General features: G+C 51.9%; 19 protein-coding genes. 12 read left to right on the top strand and 7 right to left on the bottom strand.

The genetic code is table 11. From position 1 onward, the window contains the following. Positions 1-4 precede the first annotated feature (4 nt). Both JTN23_RS13600 and JTN23_RS13595 read right to left on the bottom strand, forming a co-directional pair. Positions 5-1006, bottom strand: a complete 1002-nt coding sequence (locus tag JTN23_RS13600) for a glycosyl hydrolase family 18 protein (RefSeq protein WP_247235389.1) — start codon at positions 1004-1006, stop codon at positions 5-7. A 58-nt stretch (positions 1007-1064) separates the two neighbouring features. After that, a complete protein-coding gene (locus JTN23_RS13595) occupies positions 1065-1421 on the bottom strand; it encodes an ArsC family reductase (RefSeq protein ID WP_247235388.1) in 357 nt (118 codons plus the stop codon). A 118-nt stretch (positions 1422-1539) separates the two neighbouring features. On the opposite strand from JTN23_RS13595, the gene JTN23_RS13590 reads away from it, so the two are divergent. Next, on the top strand, positions 1540-1890 hold the full coding sequence (locus JTN23_RS13590; protein ID WP_247235386.1) for a hypothetical protein: 351 nt from the start codon (positions 1540-1542) through the stop codon (positions 1888-1890). A gap of 111 nt (positions 1891-2001) precedes the next feature. Next, entirely contained in the window at positions 2002-2439 is a 438-nt protein-coding gene (locus JTN23_RS13585; protein WP_247235385.1) for an SRPBCC family protein, read from the top strand. Positions 2440-2496: 57 nt separating this feature from the next. Here the strand turns inward: JTN23_RS13585 and JTN23_RS13580 are convergent, their stop codons facing one another. After that, a complete protein-coding gene (locus JTN23_RS13580) occupies positions 2497-3915 on the bottom strand; it encodes a dicarboxylate/amino acid:cation symporter (RefSeq protein WP_247235384.1) in 1419 nt (472 codons plus the stop codon). 158 nt (positions 3916-4073) lie between these two features. Beyond that, a complete protein-coding gene (locus JTN23_RS13575; protein WP_247235383.1) occupies positions 4074-5372 on the bottom strand; it encodes a dicarboxylate/amino acid:cation symporter in 1299 nt (432 codons plus the stop codon). A gap of 247 nt (positions 5373-5619) precedes the next feature. Between JTN23_RS13575 and JTN23_RS13570 the strand changes: the two genes are divergently transcribed. The 5 genes from JTN23_RS13570 to JTN23_RS13550 all read left to right on the top strand — a co-directional run bounded on the left by JTN23_RS13570 (position 5620) and on the right by JTN23_RS13550 (position 12509). Further along, complete coding sequence (locus JTN23_RS13570) at positions 5620-6048, top strand: hypothetical protein (RefSeq protein ID WP_247235382.1); 429 nt, start codon at positions 5620-5622, stop codon at positions 6046-6048. Between the two features lie 198 nt (positions 6049-6246). Further along, on the top strand, positions 6247-6702 hold the full coding sequence (locus JTN23_RS13565; RefSeq protein ID WP_247235381.1) for a DinB family protein: 456 nt from the start codon (positions 6247-6249) through the stop codon (positions 6700-6702). A gap of 249 nt (positions 6703-6951) precedes the next feature. Beyond that, complete coding sequence (locus JTN23_RS13560) at positions 6952-7866, top strand: ABC transporter ATP-binding protein (RefSeq protein WP_247235380.1); 915 nt, start codon at positions 6952-6954, stop codon at positions 7864-7866. 125 nt (positions 7867-7991) lie between these two features. Continuing rightward, on the top strand, positions 7992-9323 hold the full coding sequence (locus JTN23_RS13555; protein ID WP_247235379.1) for an ABC transporter permease: 1332 nt from the start codon (positions 7992-7994) through the stop codon (positions 9321-9323). A 216-nt stretch (positions 9324-9539) separates the two neighbouring features. After that, positions 9540-12509, top strand: coding sequence for a glycosyltransferase family 117 protein (locus JTN23_RS13550; protein WP_247235378.1), 2970 nt, complete (start codon positions 9540-9542; stop codon positions 12507-12509). A gap of 82 nt (positions 12510-12591) precedes the next feature. Here the strand turns inward: JTN23_RS13550 and dnaJ are convergent, their stop codons facing one another. Both dnaJ and JTN23_RS13540 read right to left on the bottom strand, forming a co-directional pair. Next, a complete protein-coding gene (gene dnaJ / locus JTN23_RS13545) occupies positions 12592-13755 on the bottom strand; it encodes a molecular chaperone DnaJ (RefSeq protein ID WP_247235377.1) in 1164 nt (387 codons plus the stop codon). Between the two features lie 84 nt (positions 13756-13839). After that, entirely contained in the window at positions 13840-14400 is a 561-nt protein-coding gene (locus tag JTN23_RS13540) for a nucleotide exchange factor GrpE (RefSeq protein ID WP_247235376.1), read from the bottom strand. Between the two features lie 116 nt (positions 14401-14516). Between JTN23_RS13540 and queG the strand changes: the two genes are divergently transcribed. The 5 genes from queG to JTN23_RS13515 all read left to right on the top strand — a co-directional run bounded on the left by queG (position 14517) and on the right by JTN23_RS13515 (position 21132). Beyond that, a complete protein-coding gene (queG, locus tag JTN23_RS13535; RefSeq protein ID WP_247235375.1) occupies positions 14517-15464 on the top strand; it encodes a tRNA epoxyqueuosine(34) reductase QueG in 948 nt (315 codons plus the stop codon). 192 nt (positions 15465-15656) lie between these two features. Further along, complete coding sequence (locus tag JTN23_RS13530; RefSeq protein WP_247235374.1) at positions 15657-16499, top strand: universal stress protein; 843 nt, start codon at positions 15657-15659, stop codon at positions 16497-16499. A 101-nt stretch (positions 16500-16600) separates the two neighbouring features. After that, positions 16601-17683: a magnesium/cobalt transporter CorA gene (gene corA / locus JTN23_RS13525; protein WP_247235373.1), complete on the top strand. Its 1083-nt coding sequence runs from the start codon at positions 16601-16603 to the stop codon at positions 17681-17683. A gap of 46 nt (positions 17684-17729) precedes the next feature. Further along, the gene (locus JTN23_RS13520) at positions 17730-20204 is read left to right on the top strand and encodes a bifunctional UDP-N-acetylmuramoyl-tripeptide:D-alanyl-D-alanine ligase/alanine racemase (RefSeq protein ID WP_247235372.1); all 2475 of its coding nucleotides are present in this window, start codon (positions 17730-17732) and stop codon (positions 20202-20204) included. A gap of 433 nt (positions 20205-20637) precedes the next feature. After that, positions 20638-21132, top strand: a complete 495-nt coding sequence (locus JTN23_RS13515; protein ID WP_247235371.1) for a YciE/YciF ferroxidase family protein — start codon at positions 20638-20640, stop codon at positions 21130-21132. An 87-nt stretch (positions 21133-21219) separates the two neighbouring features. Here JTN23_RS13515 and JTN23_RS13510 read toward each other — a convergent pair whose 3' ends face one another. Next, positions 21220-22686 (bottom strand): glycine--tRNA ligase, encoded by a 1467-nt coding sequence (locus JTN23_RS13510; protein WP_247235370.1) that lies wholly within the window; start codon positions 22684-22686, stop codon positions 21220-21222. Positions 22687-22837: the final 151 nt, after the last annotated feature.

The following is a 22837-nucleotide window of genomic DNA, read 5'->3' as shown; positions in this document are numbered from 1 at the left end:
ATATTTATTTGCCTCCCTTAGCCCGGTTGATTGCCCGCAGTAGCGAACGATCATCGTTGACATCCAGACCAATCTCCCAGATCATCACGCCCGGGCACTCCCGCTCAATAGCCAGGCGGGTTTTGGCCTCAGTGGTAACAATACCGTTGTAGAAGGAGCCCTTCCAGAAATCATCGTAGGGGCTGGCGCCATCGGCCAGGAGCTGCTTATAGCCGGGGCCATACTGCCCGAAGCCTTTTTTGGCGTAGAAGGGCAGCCCTAGTACCGCCTTGGAAGCCGGCAGGCCTCTTTCCTTAATCCAGTAGTCGAGGCTCTGGATAGCCAGTGCGTACGGCGAGTGAGCGGCCAGGTAGTCTTTGCTGTAATCGTCGTCGTAGGCCATCAGGTTGATCCAGTCCATGGCATCGAACGCTTCCTTCTTGATACCGTAGCCTTTCTTCCCGTACGATACTACCGCGGCAGTCAGCTTTTTATTTTCGGCGTGCAACTGCTTGGCCAGGTCCTGTACCAGCGCTACGTAGTGGTCAGCCGAGGGATGGTCCTCATCGGGGTACTCCCAATCCAAATCCACCCCGTCCAGGTTGTACTTCCGCACAAACTGCATAGTACTCTCGATAAAGGCGCGGCGGCCTTCGGCACGCTCAGCCATCCGGTGAAAACGGCCATCTTCGCCACCACCATCACCAATACCCCATCCACCAATGGAGATAAATACCTGCTTGCGGTTGTCGTGTACGTGCCTGACCAGGCGCTTCAGGACGGAGTCGTCTTTAAGAGGAATCAGCGTATCACCCGACGGAGCCGGTATCGCAAACGAATAGTTGACGTGCGTGAGCAGGTCCATGGGGATGCTCTCAGGCTCGGCCGTGCCCGGCGTGTAGTAGCCGATCACCATAAAGTTTTTAGGCGCCGATTTACTGCTGGATGAAGTCCTGGACAGGCTTGAACAGCCCGCCAGTGCCATAAAGGCCAATAGAATAGTTACTCGTTTGAAGATAAAGGTCATGAAATAGTCAGTATACTTAAATGGAATTAAGGGTTAGGAATGTCAGGTATTGGATTACTTATTTCTGTAAAGCTTCGTGGTAGGCTTCCTCCGAAAATCCCAGCGCTACAATGGTACCGCTCTCATCTTCGATCAACGGCCGCCTGATTACCGACGTCTTCTGGAGCATGAGCTGAGTAGCGCCCTCCGCACTGCTGGCTCCGGCCTTTTCGGCTTCCGACAGTTGGCGCCAGGTAGTACCTGCCCGGTTCACCAGCTTTTCCCAGGGCTCCTGCCCGAGCCAGTTATCCAGCTTCTCAGGAGTAATGCCCTTTTTCTTATAGTCGTGAAACTGGTAAGCTACGCCCTGTTCATCCAGCCAGGTCAGTGCCTTCTTGACGGTGTTGCAGTTAGAGATTCCGTAGACTGTGTACATCTTTCTTTTCTAATTTATTTTACAATAATAAAAATAGTTAATAATATATTTTAAAAATTTATGGTAAAAGTTTCTGTTGCTAACTGATGCAACATCTTCCGGAAAGCCGTGTCTTTTTATGAAAATCAAAAAAATGAAGTACCCATTGCTTACCATAGGGTTGTTGTATAGCGGGAATCTGCTGGCCCAGGTACCGGGCCTGGTACCCAGAGTACACCCTCTGGATTCACTGCCGGGCCCGCAGTACCGCTTTGTTCCGCCGGGCCCGCAGCCCTGGCTAAATCAGCGTGATACGAGCTACGTCACGTATTCCGAATGGGATAATATGCCCATCCTGCGTCCCGGGCTGGTAGAGCCCATGCCCGGTGCTTTCCCGCAGCCTGTGCCACAGTTCCGTAACAAGATGGCGCCCATGCCTAATCCTATGCAGCCCCGTCGGCGGGATATAGTAGAAAAACCTCTTCATTAAATAGGGTTCTCACCAAACTCTTTGCCACCACGAGTAGTTGAACGGTTACTACTAACCGACACTAAACTCTAAAATGGTCACTGGTCAACGGGCTGCTGATCATTGCAAAGCATGAGACTCCATATACATACTCCCGTGTCGGCTCCGATCCGCAAGGTCTGGGAAGGCTTTGACAAATCGCTGTTCCTGAAGCTGAGCCCCCCCTTTCCACCCGTACGCCTGTTGCGGTTTGACGGCAGCCACAAAGGCGACACCGTCAGTCTGGAGCTAAATTTTTTTCTGTTTCAGGAGCAATGGACCAGCCTGATCACCGAGCAGGAATCCGATCAGGAGGAGATCTTCTTTATAGACAAGGGGATCAAGCTGCCCTTTTTTCTGAAGTACTGGCGCCATAAGCACCGGCTGCTACGCCAGGGCACAGGTACCGTCATTGCCGATGAAATCGAGTACCGTACGCCTTTTATCCTGTTCGACTACCTGATGTACCCGGTTTTCTGGGCGCAGTTTGCGTACCGAAAGCCTATTTACAGAAAGGTATTCCAGTCCTAAATAAAAAACTCCCGGCCATATACTAGCCGGGAGTAAGGTATATCAGCGGCAGTCTGTTCAGATCTGTTCAGCTTCTTCCAGTTCTTTGATAGCACCATTGTCAGGTATCTGATCAGAAGCCTGCATTTTGGCGTCGTCCAGTTCGCCCTCCCAGCGCGCTATTACACCGGTGGCGAGGCAGTTACCAATTACGTTAACGGAGGTACGGGCCATATCCATCAGCTCGTCAATACCCATGATCAGCAGTACGGGCCACTCGGGCAGTCCGAAGTTAGCTACCGCTCCCAAAAGGATCACCAGCGTAGCACGCGGTATACCCGCTACGCCCTTACTCGTGAGCATGAGCAGGAATACCATGGCGATCTGCTCACTGACCGGGAAGTCGGCACCCGATGCCTGGGCTACAAATATGGTAGCCAGCGCCAGGTACAGCGTAGAGCCATCCAGGTTGAAGCTGTAGCCGGTAGGCATTACAAAGGAAACAATCTGACGAGGTACACCGAACTTCTCCATCCGCTCCATGGCCTTGGGCAGGGCCGACTCCGAACTGGTCGTAGCGAAGGCGATCGAAACCGGCTCGGCGATATTCTTGGCAAACTTGATGATAGGAATACGGGCAAACAGCGCCACCGGCACCAGTACCAGCCCCAGGAAGGCCAGCAGCGCGCAGTACAGCGTAGCCAGCAGCATAGCCAGGTTCTTAAGTACATCGATACCCATGTGACCTACCGTTTCGGCGATGGCGGCACCTACCCCGATGGGAGCAAACAGCATGATGATCTTGGTGAACTTGAACATCACCTCGGCCAGAAGCTCTACGCCACCCACAAACTTCTTCTTCTTCTCATCAGGAAGCATGGCCAGCGCCACTCCAAATATTACACTGAACACCACAATCTGCAGTACTTCACCATTGTAGATGGATTTGGCGATATTCTCGGGGAACGCGTGCGTGATGATGCTCTGCCAGCCCTGCTGCTCCACCTTAGGCAACGTTTCGTTGAGTGAGGCCGGAGGTATGATTCCCTCACCGGGCTTGAACCAGTTGGCAAATATGAGGCCGATAAAAAGAGCAATGGTAGTAACTATCTCGAAGTACAGCAGAGATTTCCAGCCCATGCGCCCTACCTGCTTCAGGTCCGAATGGCCGGCTATGCCCGCAACCAGCGTAGCAAACAAGAGCGGAGCAATGACCGTCTTGATCATCTGCAGGAATATCTGACGCAGGAAGCGCAGGTTGGTAGCAAATTCGGGAAAATCGTAGCCTATTTCAGTCCCGACCAGCATGGCCACCAGAATAGAGGTCGTAAGGTTTTTCTTTATGAAAGCGTACGTCAGCAGCCCGGCCAGCGCCAGCCAGCGTAGCGAAAGCAAAACCGGATCTGATATCGCGAGTATTCCGTATTCACTTAGTACCGTGGTCAGTGCGGCGACTGTAATCAGTACCCAATTAAGTAGGATTAGATTTTTCTTCATACGATTAGTAAAGGGAGGCTACAATGTCTGTTATAATTAGCAAACATAAAAAAAAAGCGGAAAGATAAAAGCGAACGTAGCCCCGCTTACTAACAATTACTTACGTAAGACAACTTAAATAAAGAATAATACAATTGTTAAGACAAATAACCCAAAATCTAGAAGTTATCGTCCCAGTTTTTGGGATGAGGCGACGTGAGTTTGCCGAGGCTTTTACCTACTATGATCGCCACGGTGGCGTCGCTGGTGATGTTGACGACCGTGCGGCACATGTCCAGCGGGCGATCAATGGCCAGTATCAGGGCGATACCCGCCGGATTGACTCCGATGGACTCCAGCACAATCACCAGCATCAGTACGCCCGCTCCCGGTACGGCCGCTGTGCCTATGGAGGCCAGCAGGGCCGTCAGCACGATGGTCAGCTGCTCCATAATAGTGACATCATCCCCGAAGGCCTGCGAGATGAATACCGCCGCCACTGCCTGGTACAGGCTGGTACCGTCCATATTGATGGTAGCCCCTACCGGCAGTACAAACGAAGTTACTTCTTTCTCTACCCCGATATGCTCCTCTACCCGCTCCATGGTTACGGGCAGGGTGGCGGCGCTGGAACTGGTGGAGAAGGCCAGTAGCTGAGCCGGACCTATTCCCCTAAAGAAACGAACGTACGACACTCCCGCAAACAGGCGAACCAGAGTAGGATAAAACAGGAAGATGAGCGCCGCCAGCCCGATCAGCACCGTCAGGGCGTATACGCCCAGCGCCTTGAATATATCCGGGGAAGGCGACTCGGCCACCAGGGCCGCCAGCAGAGCAAATACTCCAATGGGAGCAACGAGCATGATCAGGTCGATCATCTTGAGGATGACCTCATTGACTCCGTCAAAAAAACGCTTGACCGGCTCCGCCTTTTCGGGGGCGATCAGGATAAGCCCAATGCCGAAGAAGACCACAAAGAAGATCACCTGCAGCATATTGCTGTTGGAGCCCGCCGCTCCGATGATGTTGTCGGGTACCACCTCAACCAGCGCCGTGAGGGGCCCCCGGTTCTTGTTGGCCGCGGCGGCAGACATGCTTTGATCCGCATTGGCGCCGAAGCTGCCCATGAGTTCGGTACGGGTAGCCTCCTGAATAAAGCTTCCCGGACTAATCAAATTGACTACGAGTAATCCTATGGTAATGGCAACGATGGTCGTAACCAGATACAGGCCGATGGTACGGGTACCCAGCCGCGAAAGCTGGCGGATATCCTGCAGGTCTGATACTCCCTTGATCAGCGAAGCCACTATGAGCGGAATAGCAATCAGCTTCAGCAGATTGATGAAAATGGTACCAAAGGGCTTGATCCAATCGATGACAAACTGGGTACCCCAGGTAAAGGCCGATAGAGCATATCCGGCGCCTACACCAGCTACCATACCAATCAAGATCTGCCAGTGCAGTGCGAGTCGTTTCATACGTTTGGCTTAGAAAATACGGACTACTTTAGGTTAGAAATCAGAACAAACAGGTGCGTGCGGCGGCCATTGATACACTAAACATAGCCATAAAACGGCACATCGCCTGAGTTAGCAGCCAATTTGGCAACCGCCCCTACCGCGTACCTCTGCCACCTTCGGTTCGTAAGCTATTGACATTCTGCCGGTAATAAACTAGTTTTAGTCGTTACACGCTTCTTTCCCACTCATCTTATCCTTAACCACCATGGAACAAAAACTGCTTCTCGAAAAAGAACTGGAACCTATCTTTCTGGGCAAATTCCCTGACTTTCCGGAGGAGGTGAAAGAGTTTCTGGTAAAGTACGGCCCCTACCTGATGCTGATAGGGGCTCTCATGGGGCTGCTTGCCATCCTGACGGCCCTGGGTATGGGTACCGTTGCGCTTGCCATAGTCCCCTATGGTAGTACACCAGTATTCTGGCTGGGGATTGTCCTGTCTGCCCTGGTACTGGTCATGTACCTGGTAGCGTTTACGCCGCTGCGCGACCGCCGTATCCAGGGCTGGCGTATCCTGTACTACGCCCTGCTGCTCAATCTGCTCGGTAGTCTCATCCAGCTCAACATTCTGAGTCTGCTCATTGGCGGCGCCATCGGCTTCTGGGTCCTGTTCCAGATCCGGAGCAAGTACTCCTGAGCCACGAAGGGTACGGGCGCTGCGCCCGTACCTGTTTTACTGCTTCCACCTGGCTAACAATGGCTCCACTTCTAATGCATTCACCCCATTCACGAGTGCCTGACAAGCTGTACCAGTCATATTTATTTATCAACTCCTAGTTTTTACTGGCATCGTTTCTACATTTAGGCGCAGAAACTATCAGAACAAAAAGTAGTAATGGAAGCCTTATTAAAAACCTGGAAAACCAGCCGGAATATCTACTCTGACTTTATTGACAACTACACTCCCGAGCAACTGAATAAAGTACCCAGCGGCTTTAATAACAACCTCATCTGGAACATCGGGCATATCATAGTAGCCCAACAATCCCTGATATACAAGGGATCCGGCCTGCCCATGTATATATCGGATGGTATGGTTGAGCTTTACCAGCCCGGTACCAGACCGACAGTCCCCCTTTCAGAAGGCGAAATTAAGGAGCTGCAATCGCTTTTGACTTCACTTATAGAGAAAACGGAGGAAGACTTAAGTAGTGAGAAATTTATCACATATAACGAAAGAATGACAGCAACCGGATTCCATCTGGCTTCGCTCAAAGACGCCTTCGAATTCAACAATTACCACGAAGGGATCCATCTGGGGTACATGATGAGCCTTCGAAAGTTTGTTTAGGCCCTTGCTGGTGTTTTTGCACCAGTAAGCTTCATATATTCACCTCCGCAGGTACCCGTACTGACTACTGTTCCTCAGGAGGGGCCACTCAGTCTGGTTTTAAGCCATTCATCCTTCCGGGGGATTATTTATCCGGTAAAAGTTGTGTAAGGGTGTGCTTCTTTGCAATTTTGAAAAGTACCCCGCCTCCGCTATACATAAAACAGGGGTACCGGCGTACAGTACTTATACACCCCCTACTAGTATCCTATGAATATTCTTGAAACGCACCACATCGTAAAGGAGTACGCCAACCACCGTGCCCTCGACGACGTGAGTATTTCTATTCCGAAAGGCTCCATCTTCGGACTTTTGGGACCGAATGGTGCCGGCAAAACCTCCCTTATCCGGATTATTAACCAGATTACCGGTCCCGATAGTGGCCATGTACTATTTGACGGCAAACCCCTGAGCGAAAATCACATCAGGCACATAGGGTACCTGCCGGAAGAGCGCGGCCTTTACAAAAAGATGAAGGTAGGCGACCAGCTCCTGTACCTGGCCCAGCTCAAAGGGCTATCGGAGAAGCAGGCCATGGAGAAGCTCAAAAGCTGGTTTATCAAGTTTGACATCAAGACCTGGTGGGACAAGAACGTCTCGGACCTCTCCAAGGGGATGCAGCAGAAGGTGCAGTTTGTGTCGACGGTACTGCACGAGCCTGACCTGATCATCCTGGATGAGCCTTTCTCGGGCTTTGACCCCATCAATGCCAATCTGATCCGCGACGAAATACTGGAGCTGCGTCAGAAAGGCAGTACGGTGATCTTCTCGACGCACCGCATGGAAACCGTAGAAGAGCTCTGCGACTACATAGCCCTCATTAATAGGTCCAAGAAGGTACTGGACGGCCCCAAGAAGCAGATCAAGGAGCAGTTCAAGACGAACACGTACTTTGTAGAATATACCGGTATGCTCAACGGCCTGGTAGAGCAGTATGCCGTAAGGTCAAGCCGCGAGATAGAACCCGGCTACCACCGCGCTGATATTCAGCTTCCGGAAGGTATCAACTCCAATCAGCTGTTACGGGACCTGATCAGCCAAGTAGAGGTCCGTGCCTTCGGAGAAAACATCCCGACTATGAACGATGTGTTTGTACGGGCCGTCAACGAAGTACCCGAAGCTTAGTGGAGAGTTTGAAAGAGTTTATGAGATCAAGATATATGGGTTCTCTTAAACGTAGCATTCAAATAGTGTGTGTCTAAATACAGAAATAGCTTACAGCATATAGCCTAAAGCATACCGCCTTAAAAATGAGAAACATCCTACTCGTCCTCAAACGTGAATACATGGTTAGGGTCAAGAAGAAATCCTTCCTGATCATGACCTTCCTGGCCCCGCTCCTGTTCGTCGGCTTTTATGCCACGGTGATCTGGGTAGCGGTGGGCTCCGTCGAATCCAAAAACGTTCAGGTACTGGACCAGAGCGGCTTGTTTACCGGTCAGTTCCAGAACTCCAAGACCATCAACTTTCAGTATCTCAATATGTCGCTGGACTCCGCCAAAGCCAGCCTGAAGGCCACCAAGTCTACGGCACTGGTGTACATACCGGAGAATGTGATGGATAATCCGAAAAATGTGAAGATATACGCGCCCAAGAACGTGAGTCTGGAGCTGCAGTCGGATATAGAGAAGACCATCGAAAAGCAGATCGAGAACATCAAGCTAACCGAAGCGGGTATTACCCGGCGGGTACTGGAAGACTCCCGGATCAACGTAGACTCCCAAACCATCAGCCTCAGTGAGGAAGGCGAAAAAAGCAGTAGCTCGGGCGCTGCCACCGCCATCGGGGGGATTTGTGCGTTTCTGATCTACATCTCCGTATTTGTGTATGGTACGCAGGTGATGCGGGGTGTTACCGAAGAAAAAACCAGCCGCATCGTGGAGGTGATCATCTCGTCGGTGAAGCCTTTTCAGCTCATGATGGGTAAGATTATTGGGGTCGCGCTGGTAGGTCTGACACAGTTTGTCCTGTGGATACTGCTTACCGTAGCCCTTACCTCAGCGGCCGGTGCCATGCTGGGCGATCAGTTCCCGAAAGACCCCAAGCAGATCGAGCAGCAGTTTAATGATCTTAACAAGAATATGCCTGCCTCAGCCTTAAAGGCCAACTCAGGTCCTCAAAATCCGGTATCAGAGGTACTATCGGCTGTCAACAGCCTGAACCTGCCCCTGATTATCTCCTGCTTCCTGTTTTACTTCCTGGGAGGCTACCTGCTGTACAGCGCGCTCTTTGGCGCGGTGGGAGCAGCCGTAGATAACGACGCCGATACGCAGCAGTTTATGCTGCCTATTACGTTGCCTATCATATTCTCGTTTGTATTTGCGCAGTTTGTCCTCCGCGACCCCGACGGCAGCCTGGCCTTCTGGACCTCCATCATTCCCTTTACGTCACCTATCATCATGATGGTACGTATACCCTTTGGTGTACCGGCCTGGCAGATAGCCCTCTCGATGGTACTGCTGGTACTGGGCTTTATGGGTACTACCTGGCTGGCCGCCCGCATCTACCGGATAGGTATCCTGATGTACGGCAAGAAGGTATCCTACAAGGAGCTGGCCAAGTGGGTATTCTACCGCGGCTAAGCTATACACATCGTCTCTTTACCACGAAGGCCCGCTCTACCGGCGGGTCTTTTTTTTGCCGCATCTCCCCTCTGTTTAACACTTTTTAAGAAAGCCCAAAGGGGATGGTTGAGGTTATTTTGCTAATTTTGAACCGGCTGTCATTGTAGCCCTATGTGTATGCGGTCTTATCCACCTCATTTTGACAAGCCATTGTAAACTGTAAACTAATTTTACATGACCCCTTTTCAACGTTACAACAACCTTACCGGTTGGATTGTATTCGCGATTGCTTTACTTACTTACTCTATTACCGTAGAGCCTACGGCCAGCTTCTGGGACTGTGGTGAGTTTATCGCCTGTGCCTTCAAGCTGCAGGTACCCCACCCGCCGGGGGCTCCTTTCTTCCTGATGATCGGTCGGCTTTTCTCCATGTTTGCTTTTGGTGATCTGGATAGTGTGGCCTTCTGGGTCAATATGGTATCGGTTCTGACTAGTGCTTTTACCATACTTTTCCTGTTCTGGACCATCACGCTGCTGGGTCGTAAGCTCCTGGCCAAAACCGACGAAGCCCTCACCACTGCTGATTCGATTCTGCTGCTGGGAGCGGGGGCAGTAGGTGCCCTGGCCTATACCTGGTCTGACTCCTTCTGGTTCTCGGCTGTTGAAGCCGAAGTATACGGTATGTCGTCATTCTTTACGGCTATCGTGATCTGGGCTGTATTTAAGTGGGAGCGTATCGAAGACGAAGCTGCCGAAAACCGCTGGCTGATCTTCATCGCTTATCTGGTAGGACTTTCGATTGGCGTTCACTTGCTCAACCTCGTGACGCTGCCGGCCCTTGCCCTGGTGTACTACTTCAAGAAGAATAAAAACATCAGCCTGTTTGGTGGTATTCTGGCCTTTGGTGCCGGACTGGTAGTACTGGGTATTATCAACTCGGGTATTATACCCGGCTTACCTAGTATGGCGGGCAAGTTTGAGATCTTCTTTGTTAACACCCTCGGCCTCCCCTATACCTCGGGCGTGATATTCTTTGTGATCCTGTTCCTGGGAGCCCTGGTCTGGGGTATTCGCTACTCGGAGAAAAACAACAAAGTGATCCTGAACGTAGCCCTGCTCTCCCTGACCTTCGTGCTGATCGGATACGCCAGCTACCTGATGGTACTGGTACGAGCCAACTACAACCCGCCTATCAACGAGAACAACCCTCAGGATGTACTGAGCTTTGTATCGTACCTTAAGCGTGAGCAGTACGGTAGCCGTCCGCTGCTGTACGGTCCTACGTTTGTGTCGCGGCCAATCAGCCAGAAACGCGGCGAGCCTATGTACCGTCGTCAGAATGGCAAGTACGTGGTCTATGACTACCGCCCGGAGTATGAGTATGAGCCCGGAGCCAACGTATTGCTACCTCGTATGTACAGCACCCAGGGCAGCCACCCGCAGCTTTACCGCGAGATGACCGGCCTGGCCGAAGGCCAGAAACCCACCCTGGCTGACAACATTGGCTTTATGCTATCGTACCAGATCGGGCATATGTACTGGCGCTACTTCCTCTGGAACTTCGTAGGTCGTGAAAGCGACGAGGAAGGGTCCGGTAACCTGCTACCCTGGGATGTCTCCAAGGAATATCCTTCGATCATCTCTAAAAACAAAGCGCACGATAACTTCTTCATGCTGCCCTTTATCCTGGGTCTGCTTGGGTTGGTGATCCAGTACTTCCGCAATCGCCGTGACCTGCTGGTACTCGGACTGCTGTTCCTGCTCACGGGAGTAGCCCTGGTTGTATACCTCAACTCTCCACCGGTAGAGCCCCGCGAGCGTGACTACATTTACGTAGGTTCGTTCTATATCTTCTGTATGTGGATAGGCTTTGGTGTCATAGCCATTGCCGAAGGTATGGCGGCCTTCCTCAAGAACGCCACCACCCGCTCGGCCGTAGCGGCCGCGCTCGGACTGGCCGTGCCTCTTATGATGGGTTTCAAAGGCTGGGACAACCACGACCGCAGCAACCGCTACCACTCGGTAGACTTTGCCCGTAACCTGCTCAACTCATGTGCGCCTAATGCTATTCTGTTTACGGGTGGGGATAACGATACCTTCCCGCTCTGGTACGTGCAGGAGGTAGAAGGCTTCCGGACCGACGTCCGGGTGTGTAACCTGAGTCTGTTGGGTACTGACTGGTACATCAACCAGATGAAGCGCAAGACCTACGAGTCGGAGGCGCTACCGATTTCGCTCGAAGCCAACAACTACGCGTTTGGTAAGAATGACATTGTACCTTTCTACGAAATACCCGGCGTTAAAGGCGGTATCAACCTGAAAGAGTACATGAGCCTGGTAAAGCAGGAAAACAAGGCGATCCAGGTACCTCTTACCAGCGGGGATATGACCTCTATCCTGCCTTCGTCTGTGCTGTTCCTGCCCGTTAATGTAGAAGAGGTACGGAAGATGAATATCATCAAGAGCGACTTTGCGCCCTTCCTGAGCGACTCGATCAGCTGGACCATCGGCAACCGTGACCTGTACAAGTCGGACCTGATCATGCTGGATATTATTTCCACCAACGACTGGAAGCGTCCTATTTACTTCTCGTCTACGCTGGCCGGATCCAACTACCTCAACCTGAAAGAGTACATGCAGCTAGAAGGCTACGCCTTCCGCCTGCTGCCTGTACGGGTACCCGGTGCTACGGACGGCTATGTCAACTCCGATATCATGTACAAGACCATGATGGACAAGATGTTCTGGCGTGAGCTCAACAACCCGGATGTGTACTATGACAATACCTACCTGGGGTCGCCTATATTCACAGCCCGTATCTCGTTCCTGCGCCTGGTGGGTCAGCTGCTTTCTGAAAATAAGGTAGAAGAAGCCCGCAAAGCCATGGACAGAGCCCTGACGGTAATGCCGGATGAGAGTATCCCGTACGACCAGATATCGGCTAACTATATCCGCCCGCTCTTCCAGATGGGTAACAACAAGAAGGCCCTTGAGATAGCTGATACAATGGCGCGTCGTTCTGACGAAAACCTGAATTTTGTGAAGAGACACGGCTCGCTGAACCAGCGTGACGCTAACATTGACCTGTACATCCTGCAGACCATTGTTAACGCCTGCCGCGAATCCAATCAGGCTCAGGCAACTGCCAAGTACGATGCCATATTCCAGAAGCATATCACTGGCTTCAACGTAATGGGCCAGTAGTATAGCTCCTGCCCTAAACAAAGCGCCCCGACCGGAAATCCGGTCGGGGCGCTTCTTATTTATAGGGAAACTAATCAGTAATTCAATGGAAGAAATCTTTCATTTTATCAAAAAAGCCTTTCTCATTCTTACCGGGCTTGGGCTGGAAGTTGGGCGAGTTGCGTAGCTTCTCGAGGGTAGCCCGCTCGTCGGCCGAAAGCTGCTGAGGCGTCCATACATTAACGTGTACCAGCTGATCACCCTTACCGTAACCGTTGAGGTCTTTGATTCCTTTGCCCTTTAGACGCAGGATCTTACCCGCCTGGGTACCCGGTTCTATGGTGATACGTGCCTTGCCATCAATGGTAGGAATCTCCGTAGAAGTACCCAACGCCGCATCGATGAAGCTCAGGTGCATATCAAACACTACGTTGTTGCCGTCGCGCTTGAGGTGTTCGTCTTCCTCCTCCTCGATCACGATGAGCAGGTCTCCGGCTACTCCCCCGCGTGCCGGTACATTACCCTTGCCCGACATGGATAGTTGCATGCCATCGGCAACACCACCCGGAATGTTGAGCGTGATCAGGTCGTCCTGTAGCTGACGTCCTTCACCCGCACATGCCTCGCAGCGCTCGCTGATGATCTTGCCATCCCCGTTACAGGTCGGGCAGGTATTGGAGGATACCATCTGGCCCAGCATGGTATTAACTACCTTACGTACCTGACCGGCTCCATTACAGGTGGTACAGGTAGTAAGAGAGGTACCGTGTTTGGCACCATTGCCTCCGCAGGTATTACACGCTACGTGGCGCTTTACTTTTATTTTCTTCTCTACTCCGTTGGCTACTTCCTGCAGGTCCAGCTTCAGCTTGATCCGCAGATCAGAGCCCCGGCGCACCCGGCGTCCGCCCGTAGCGCGACCACCGAATATATCTCCGAAAGGACTACCATCACCACCGAAGATATCACCAAACTGGGAGAATATATCGTCCATGGTGAATCCGCCGGCTCCGTAGGCACCTCCGCCGCCTCCGTTACCACCTACTCCGGCATGGCCGAACTGATCGTAACGACGACGCTTATCTTCGTCGCTCAGGACGCTATATGCCTCGGCTGCCTCCTTGAATTTATCTTCGGCAGTTGGGTCATCCGGATTTTTGTCAGGGTGGTACTTGATCGCCAGCTTGCGGTACGACTTCTTGATCTCGTCGGCCGAAGCTCCACGATCCACCCCAAGTATTTCGTAGTAATCTCTTTTCTGTGCCATTTTATTCAGTCAACAGATGACTGCTCCAGTCAAAAGTTATGGTTTGATGTTTTGAGAAGCCTCCTGAGGGAGGGTGAGGGTTTGTTAAGAGCCTACTACTACTTTCGCGTACCTGAGTACCTTGTCATTGAGATAGTAGCCTTTTTCGATTTCGTCTACTACCTTGCCCTTTAGGTCTTCGGTAGGAGCCGGAAACTGCGTTACTGATTCGTGCAGCTCGGCATCAAAAGGCTGTCCTTTGGCATCCATGGGCTTCAGGCCTTTGCCTTCGAGCGTTTTGTACAGCTTATTATAGATCAGGTCAACTCCTTCTTTGAGTGGCTCTACTTCAGTTGTAGTTTCGAACGACTGCTTAGCCCGCTCAAAATCATCTACCACCGGCAGTATAGACCGCAACAGTTCGGCGTTGGCATTAGCGATAAGCTCCAGCTTCTCCTTGGCCGTACGACGACGGAAATTTTCAAAATCGGCGTACAGCCGTATATATTTATCTTTCAGTTCAGCTAATTCAATTCTCAGCTCCTCCATCGGGTCTTTCTCCTGTACTTCGGTGGGAGCCTGCTCTTCCGCCCCATTGTCAGTCACTTTTTCCATTTCGGGCTCTTCGGCGTGAGTTTCCTGGTTGTTCTGTGTATTTTCCGACATAATTGACTTGTACTTTTATAGCTTTTATTCAGCAAGTAGTGTGCTAAATTACTTTGCCAGCCCACAAAAACTGACAAGTTGGCACTAAAAGGCCTGAACGATTGTATTTTTGTAGTATGACTACCGAAGATATAATCAGTCAGCAGCGAAGTAAGTTCCTTAAAGCCAAAGCTATTGAGTTAGGTTTTGACTTTTGTGGCATTTCCAAAGCCGGATTTCTGGAAGAGGAAGCACCACGGCTGGAAGAATGGCTCGCGCGCAACTACCACGGCCAGATGGCCTGGATGGCCAACCACTTCGACAAGCGCCTCGATCCGCGTAAGCTGGTGGATGGCGCCCGGTCGGTCGTGACCGTACTGCTCAACTACTACCCCGAGCAGCCACTCCCTGACACCGACGATACTTATAAAATTTCAAAGTATGCCTACGGCACTGACTACCACTACGTACTGAAAGACAAGCTCAAGGCACTCCTGGACGCCCTCAGGGAGGAAGTAGGTGAAGTAGGTGGCCGGGCTTTTGTGGACTCGGCCCCTGTTATGGACAAGGCCTGGGCGGCTCGCAGCGGCCTGGGCTGGATCGGCAAGCACACCAATCTGCTCAACCGCGACCTGGGAAGCTTTTTCTTTATCGGCGAACTAATTCTGGATGTGGATCTGGCTCCGGATGGCCCTATTAAAGACTACTGTGGCACCTGTACCCGCTGTGTGGATGCCTGCCCCACTGATGCCATCGTAGAGCCCTACGTGGTAGATGGCAGCAAATGCATCAGCTATTTTACGATCGAGCTCAAAGAGGCCATTCCTGATGAGGTACGCGGTAAGTTTGGCAACTGGGTATTTGGCTGTGACATTTGTCAGGATGTATGTCCCTGGAACCGCTTCGCGCGACCGCACCAGACCAGCGAGTTCACTCCCCCGGCTCAGCTTGCCGAATTAACTTCTAAGGATTGGGAGGAAATAACCGAAGAGGTATTCCGGGAAGTATTCAGGCGCTCGCCCCTAAAGCGCACCAAGCTAGAAGGTCTGAAGCGCAATATTACGTTTGTAAAATTAACGGATTAAGTACAAACCAATACCTGACAGGTAAGCTATCGAAGCGGCGCAAAGGTACTTTCATAGAAAGACTTTTCTGCTATTTGATAGCATGAGCGTATGTTACTGGCATAATAATTTTTAGGTGCTTTGGCAGGACGAATAGCAATTCCCTATTTTATTCCCCTAACTTGATGCTCAGAACATACACTCATCCTACTCATGAAAAAGATTCTTGTCCCCATTGATTTCTCCGAAAATGCCGACCGGGCTCTGGCCGCTGCCAAACTCATGGGCAGCCCAGCCGACATCCAGCTTATCATCCTGCACTCTTACCAGCCTTATGTTCCGGACGCTACCGTTCCGGCGGGGGTAGGTGCACTTCCGATAGAAAACGGAACGGAGGAGGCATTTCGTAACCGGCTGGAAGAGTACGTGGCCCGGGCCCGGAGCGAAGGCTACCAGGCCGAAGGAATCTGGGCTGTCGGGGGAATCCATCCGGCGGTATTTGAAGCCATTGAGGAGCACCGCCCCGACATGGTGGTCATGGGACGCACCGGCTCCGGTGGATTTCTGGATAAGCTGATTGGTAGCAGTACTACCAAAATAGCCCTGGATGCACCCTGTCCGGTGCTGATCGTACCACCCCAGTCCGAGCCCAAAGCCATACGTAAAGTTGTATACGCTACCCAGCTCGAGCACGACGAGATCAACATCCTGCGAAAGGTGATGCGTAATGTGGAACACTGGGGCGCCCAACTGACCTTTCTGAAAATCCGGGGGGCGGTACAGCCTAACATACAGCCCGACCACCAGTATATCGAGGAGATACAGACTGTATTTGGAGTACCCGCTGAAAGTTTTGTCATCCGGGAGGCTGATTCGGTGCGGGGAGGTATCGAAGCCTACTGTGATGAGGTCGGAGCCGATCTACTGATTGTGTCGGCGCGCCAGCGTACCTTTATTGAGGCATATATTACCAATCCCAGCGTCACCAAAAAGCTCATCCTTGATACACATATACCGGTGCTGGTATATCATATGAAAGATGACGATCGACTTTAGTCATTATATATTCACAAAAGCAGTTTCAGTACCTGAGACTGCTTTTGCTTTTTGCTCCGCCCGTCCGTAATTAAATTAAGTCCCAAAATAACCTTGCTTTAATGTCAAAACGTCGTCGCCAATCCACCCGGAATAATCTGCTGACTTCACCAGGTACCCTTACGTACGTGGGGCCGGAAATTGAGCTGAAAACCCAGATCAAGCGGGTGGAGTACAACGAGCGTTTTCATCGGGAAGAGGTCGTAAAAAGTGTGGCGGCCTGTACGCCCAATCACCACAATAAAGACCCCCATGTAACCTGGATCGACGTCGACGGTATTCACGAGAGCCAGGTGATCGGGCAGTTGGGGCAGCTTTTCCGCCTGCATCCGCTCCTGCTTGAAGACGTTATGAATACCGAGCAAAAGCCCAAGCTGGACTACTACGATGGGGGCCGGCTATTCCTGACGCTCAAAATGCTGCACATTGAACAGGAAAAGCCTTTCTGTCTTAATGCCGAACATGTGAGTTTTGTGCTGGGCGACAGAGTCCTGGTTTCGTTTCAGGAAGAGCGCACGGGGGATATATTCGTACCCGTCATTGAGCGTCTGAAAGCCTCCGTCGGCAAAACCCGCCGCTATGGAGCCGACTACCTGCTGTACGCCCTCATGGATATTATCGTGGACAACTACTTTCTGATCCTGGAAAGGGTAGGCGAAGAGCTGGACAGAATGGAGGATGAAGCCATTGGTGGCAGGCAGAATTTTTCACTGCCGGATCTGTATTCGCTGAAACGGGAGCTAACCTTATTCAGACGTGTAGTATGGCCCCTGCGCGAAATCATCGTCCAGCTCATGCGGGATGATAACCCACTCATTACCCGTGAAGTCACCCCTTACCTGCGCGACCTCCACGACCACGCCATGCAGGTCATCGATACCATTGACTCCTACCGCGAACTCCTGGCCAGTTTGGTGGACGTACACCTGTCGACCCTCAGCAACCGCATGAACTCCGTCATGAAAACGCTGACCATCTTCTCAGCCATCTTCATGCCCCTGACCTTTATAGTGGGGGTTTATGGTATGAACTTTGAATATATGCCCGAGCTCACCACCCGGTACGGGTACTTTGCGGTATGGGGCATTATGATCGTAGTGACCATCGGGCTGATTATCTATTTTAAGTGGCGAAAATGGATGTAGCGGGTAAAGGAAATCTCTACCTTTGCCGGGAAAGTATTACGTATTTATGAGTCTTGTTGAAACTACTCCCGCCCAGATCACTACCTCGGCGTCGCACCTGCTTACCGACAGCCGGCAACTGAGCTTTCCCGAACAAACCCTTTTCTTTGCCATCCGGGGCGAACGCCACGACGGACACCGTTTCCTGACCGACCTGTACCAGCGCGGTGTACGGGAGTTTGTGGTAGAAAAAGACGCCCTCTCTACCGACCTGCAGGCAGAGCTGGCAGGCTGGACCGACGCGACGGTATGGGCAGTACCTAATACCCTGCGGGCGCTGCAGTACCTGGCTGCCCGGCATCGGGCACAGTTTACCCTACCGGTAGTAGGCGTAACGGGCAGCAACGGCAAGACCATCGTGAAGGAGTGGCTGGCTCAGCTACTGACACCCGACCATTACGTAGCAGCCAGCCCCAAGAGCTATAATTCGCAGGTAGGGGTGCCCCTGTCGGTGTGGGGCCTCAACCAAAAACATACCGTTGCTGTATTTGAAGCGGGTATTTCGCGTCCGCACGAGATGGAGTACATACAACCCATCATCCAGCCGACCATCGGTATATTTACCAATATTGGCTCCGCTCACGATGAGGGATTCCGTAGTCAGAAACAAAAAATTACCGAAAAGCTGCGTCTGTTCACCCGGGCCGAAAAGCTGATCTACCGAAAGGACTATACCGCTATTGAGGAAGAAGTACGGCTGATCCTCTCTCCCGTCAACCGGCAACTGCAGACACTGACCTGGGCCACCCACGCGGAGGCCGATGTGCAGGTACAGTTAACGCCCGGCACGCAGGGGGTACAGATCCAACTAACCGGCACCCTGGGCGAGCATAGCTTCACGACGCACTTCCGTGATGACGCTTCGCTCGAAAACCTCCTGCACTGTCTGGTATTCCTGCTGGACTTCGGCATGGCGGCGGATGACCTACGGGAGCGCATCCAGCGGCTACGGTCGGTATCGATGCGTTTGGAAATTAAAGAAGGCATCAATCGATGCTACGTCATCGACGATACCTATAATAATGATCTGCAGGGCCTGACGATGGCGCTTCACTTCCTGGCTCAGCAGGAGCACCGGAGCCAAAAGGTAGTCATCCTTTCGGATGTACTGCAGACCGGTCAGCCCGAAGATGAACTGTACGGACAGATTGCCCTGCTCCTGCAGGAGAAAGGCGTGCAACGGCTGGTTGGTATAGGTCCTAAAATGCAGCAGAACCAGCGTCTGTTTCAGTCGCTATCCGAAAGCGAGTTTTATCCGGATACAGCCAACTTTCTGAAGGAGTTTTCTTTCCCCTCCCTAACCGAAAGCGTAGTACTCGTCAAAGGGGCTCGTCCTTTCTCGTTTGAGCAGATCGTCAACCGTCTCCAGCAGAAAGTACACGCCACGGTACTGGAGATCAATCTGGATGCTCTTACCCACAACCTCAACTACTACCGCGCCAAGGCAGGCCCTCAGACCAAGGTAATGGTGATGGTTAAGGCCTTTGCCTACGGTAGCGGCAGCGCCGAAGTCGCCAACCTGCTGCAGTTCCACCGGGTGGACTACCTGGCCGTGGCCTACGCGGACGAAGGGGTAAGTCTGCGGCAGAGTGGGGTCACCCTGCCGATCATGGTGATGAATCCTTCCCGCCCTACCTTCGATACGCTGTGGGAGTATAACCTAGAGCCGGAGCTCTACAGCCAGCGTATCCTGACCGACTGGCTCGACTACCTTCGCCAGCGCTCCGATAGCAGCCAGGCTCCGGCCGTACATATCAAGCTCGACACGGGTATGCACCGGCTGGGATTCATGGAAGAAGAAGTGGACTGGCTGCTTGATCAGCTGCGAGCCAACCCATCGCTGCGGATTGCCAGTGTATTCAGCCACCTGGTAGGAGCCGACGAAGGGGAGCACAACTCCTTCTCACGCCTGCAGTACCAGCGCTTTATAGAAGGAGTCACCCGTATCGAGGAGGTACTGGGCCGCAAGGTGATCAAACATATACTCAATTCGGCCGGTATTGTGCGCTTCCCCGAGTTCCGGCTGGATATGGTACGGGTCGGGATCGGGCTGTACGGCGTAGAAGCCACCGGACAGGAGCAGCGCTTCCTACAGTCGGTAGGTACCATGAAGACCGTTATTTCTCAGATCAAAAGAATCAAAGCCACCGAAACCGTAGGCTACAGCCGACGCGGCCGACTTACCCAGGACACTGTACTGGGTACCCTGGCTATGGGCTACGCCGATGGCTACGACCGGCGCCTGGGCAATGGCGTGGGTCATGTGTGGGTCAATGGTACCCTCTGCCCCACCCTTGGTAACATATGCATGGACATGACCATGGTAGACCTTACCCACGCTACCGCCGCCGAGGGCGACGAGGTGATCGTGTTCGGAAAGGAACTTCCCCTGATCGACCTGGCCTCCCGCATCGGCACCATTCCGTACGAGCTTCTGACCGGGGTAAGTGAGCGGGTCAAGCGGGTATTCTATAAAGAATAACTCTCATGATGTACCGGAAGAGCAGGAGCCTGTTCTTCCGGTACTATACGTTATTTATTTGTTAAATTAACTTTTGAGCGCCTTCTATCCAGTTGGTGCTTTTTTTATACGGTGTGGCTGTTGTCAATTTTCACCCAGTTGTGGATGATTGCCCCCGTCTTTCTGCTCCTGCTGCCATTGGCTGTTGCTGAGTGGTTACATAATCTTTTTCAATAAAGCTGTTATGAGACTACCTACGCCCCATTTTTGGCTTTTTCTATAGTTTTTCTGGCCTTGGCCTTCTCCTGATGGCATACTCTTTTTTACTACTAGTTACGAAGTGGACGCCGGAGTGAAAGATTAGTTTAGTAGTGATCGCGTTCACAAATCAGGGAGTCTGTTCTTATGGCTCCCTGATTTAAAAAACATTGAAAAACCTAAAACCAACTAAGTTATGTCAGGCAAAATGATGAAATTGGATGACCTGCTGGAACACCAGCTTCAGGATCTTTACAGCGCAGAAAACCAGATTATCGAAGCTCTGCCACTCATGCAGGAGAAAGCTTCCAATCCACAGCTAAAGAAAGCTTTTGAGATGCATCTGGAGCAAACCAGACAGCAGAAAGAGCGTCTGGAGAAAGTTGCCGAACTGCTGGACATCAAGATTAAAGGCGAGAAGTGCAAAGCCATGGAAGGTATCATCAAAGAAGCACAGTCTTTCCTGAAAGAAGATGCCTCACCTGAGGTTATGGATGCCGGTCTGATTGCCGAAGCACAGCGTGTAGAGCACTACGAGATTGCTGGCTATGGTACAGCCCGTCATTATGCCGAGGAACTTGGTCATAAAGAAGCAGCCCAGTTACTGGGACAGACTCTTGAAGAAGAGAAAAGTACTGACGAAAAGCTGAACAAGCTCGCGATCGAACGCGTAAACGTGAAGGCAGAGTAGTTTACAGTTGATTTATATATATAGATAAATGCAGAAGAGCGGCTACCTACGGGTAGCCGCTCCTTTTATTGGGTGATGTAGTGAGTACTAGATAGCTTCCAGAATACGCTCCATCGCTACTTCGTAGCCGATCTTATCTTTCAGCTCATTGATATGGACCCGCTCCTGCTCCATGGAGTCGCGGTGGCGGATGGTAACGGTGTCGTCTTCCATAGTCTGGTAATCAACGGCGATGCAGTACGGCGTACCGATCAGGTCCTGACGGGTGTAACGCTTACCGATGGCGGCGTTATCGTCATATACCGTCCGGAACGACGACTTCAGCAACTGAGCAATGGATTGAGCTTTCTCAGCCAGTCCGTCTTTCTTCACCAGAGGTAGTACCGCAGCCTTTACCGGTGCCAGCGCGGGGTGGAACTTCAGGTACACGCGCTCCTTCTGTCCTTCGCCCTCTCCTACTGTTTCGCGGGTATAGGCGTTGCAGAACGTAGCCAGGAACAGACGGTCGGCTCCTACGGATGTTTCTACTACGTAAGGAATGTAGTTCTGGTTGATTTCGGAGTCGAAGTACTGCTGCTTCTTCTTGGAGAGCTCCTGGTGGTTGCGCAGATCAAAGTCGGTACGTGAGTGAATACCTTCAATCTCGCGGAATCCGAACGGGAATTTGTACTCGATATCCACCGCGGCATTGGCATAGTGAGCCAGCTTTTCGTGGTCGTGGTACTGAAGGCTTTCGGCGGGTAGTCCGATGGCCTTATGAAACTTCATACGGGCTTCTTTCCAGGTATTGTACCACTCCATCTCGGATCCAGGGCGTACAAAGAACTGCATCTCCATCTGCTCAAACTCCCGCATCCGGAACGTAAACTGACGAGCTACGATTTCGTTACGGAAAGCCTTACCGATCTGAGCTATACCAAAGGGTACCTTCATGCGGCCGCTCTTCTGTACGTTCAGGAAGTTGACAAATATACCCTGAGCTGTTTCGGGACGCAGGTAAATCTGGCTGGCGTCTTCGGCCACCGAACCTACCTGAGTACTGAACATCAGGTTGAACTGACGTACGTCCGTCCAGTTGGCAGTACCCGACACGGGACATTTGATGCCTTCGGCTATGATCAGGTCACGTACTCCGGCCAGGTCTTCGGCGCCCAGCAGGCGGCCCATCTCATTGAGCAGCTCCTGAGCCTTATCGGGCTGACCTGCCTCGCGGTACTCCTCGGCCTTACCTTCCAGCAACTGATCGGCACGGTAGCGCTTCTTCGAGTCTTTGTTGTCGATCATGGGGTCGTTAAACCCATCTACGTGGCCCGAAGCCTTCCAGGTGAGCGGATGCATAAAGATGGCCGCGTCAATACCCACTATGTTGTCGTGCAGTTGGGTCATGGCCTTCCACCACACGGTTTTCAGGTTATTTTTCAGTTCTACGCCAGTCTGACCGTAGTCATATACGGCCTGTAACCCATCGTAAATTTCAGAGGAAGGAAAAACAAAGCCATACTCTTTGGCATGACTGATAATGTCTTGAAGTGAGGTAGCAGGTGCCTGGCTCATATTATGTAATCAAGTAGTATAGATAAATTAAGAGACGCTATCGTAGGTCCCAATCAACATTCCGGATTGAATAGCCGCAAAATTAGGCAATTCGGGCGCAAACCATATTGATAAGCAGAGATTTTGTAGGTTTAGGAAGAAATAATGCTTT

The sequence above is a fragment of the Telluribacter roseus genome (assembly GCF_017355915.2).
In the GTDB taxonomy this organism is placed as follows: Bacteria; Bacteroidota; Bacteroidia; order Cytophagales; family Spirosomataceae; genus Telluribacter.
The sequence above is the reverse complement of the archived record's forward strand: the minus strand, read 5'-3'. Positions and strand labels throughout refer to the sequence as shown.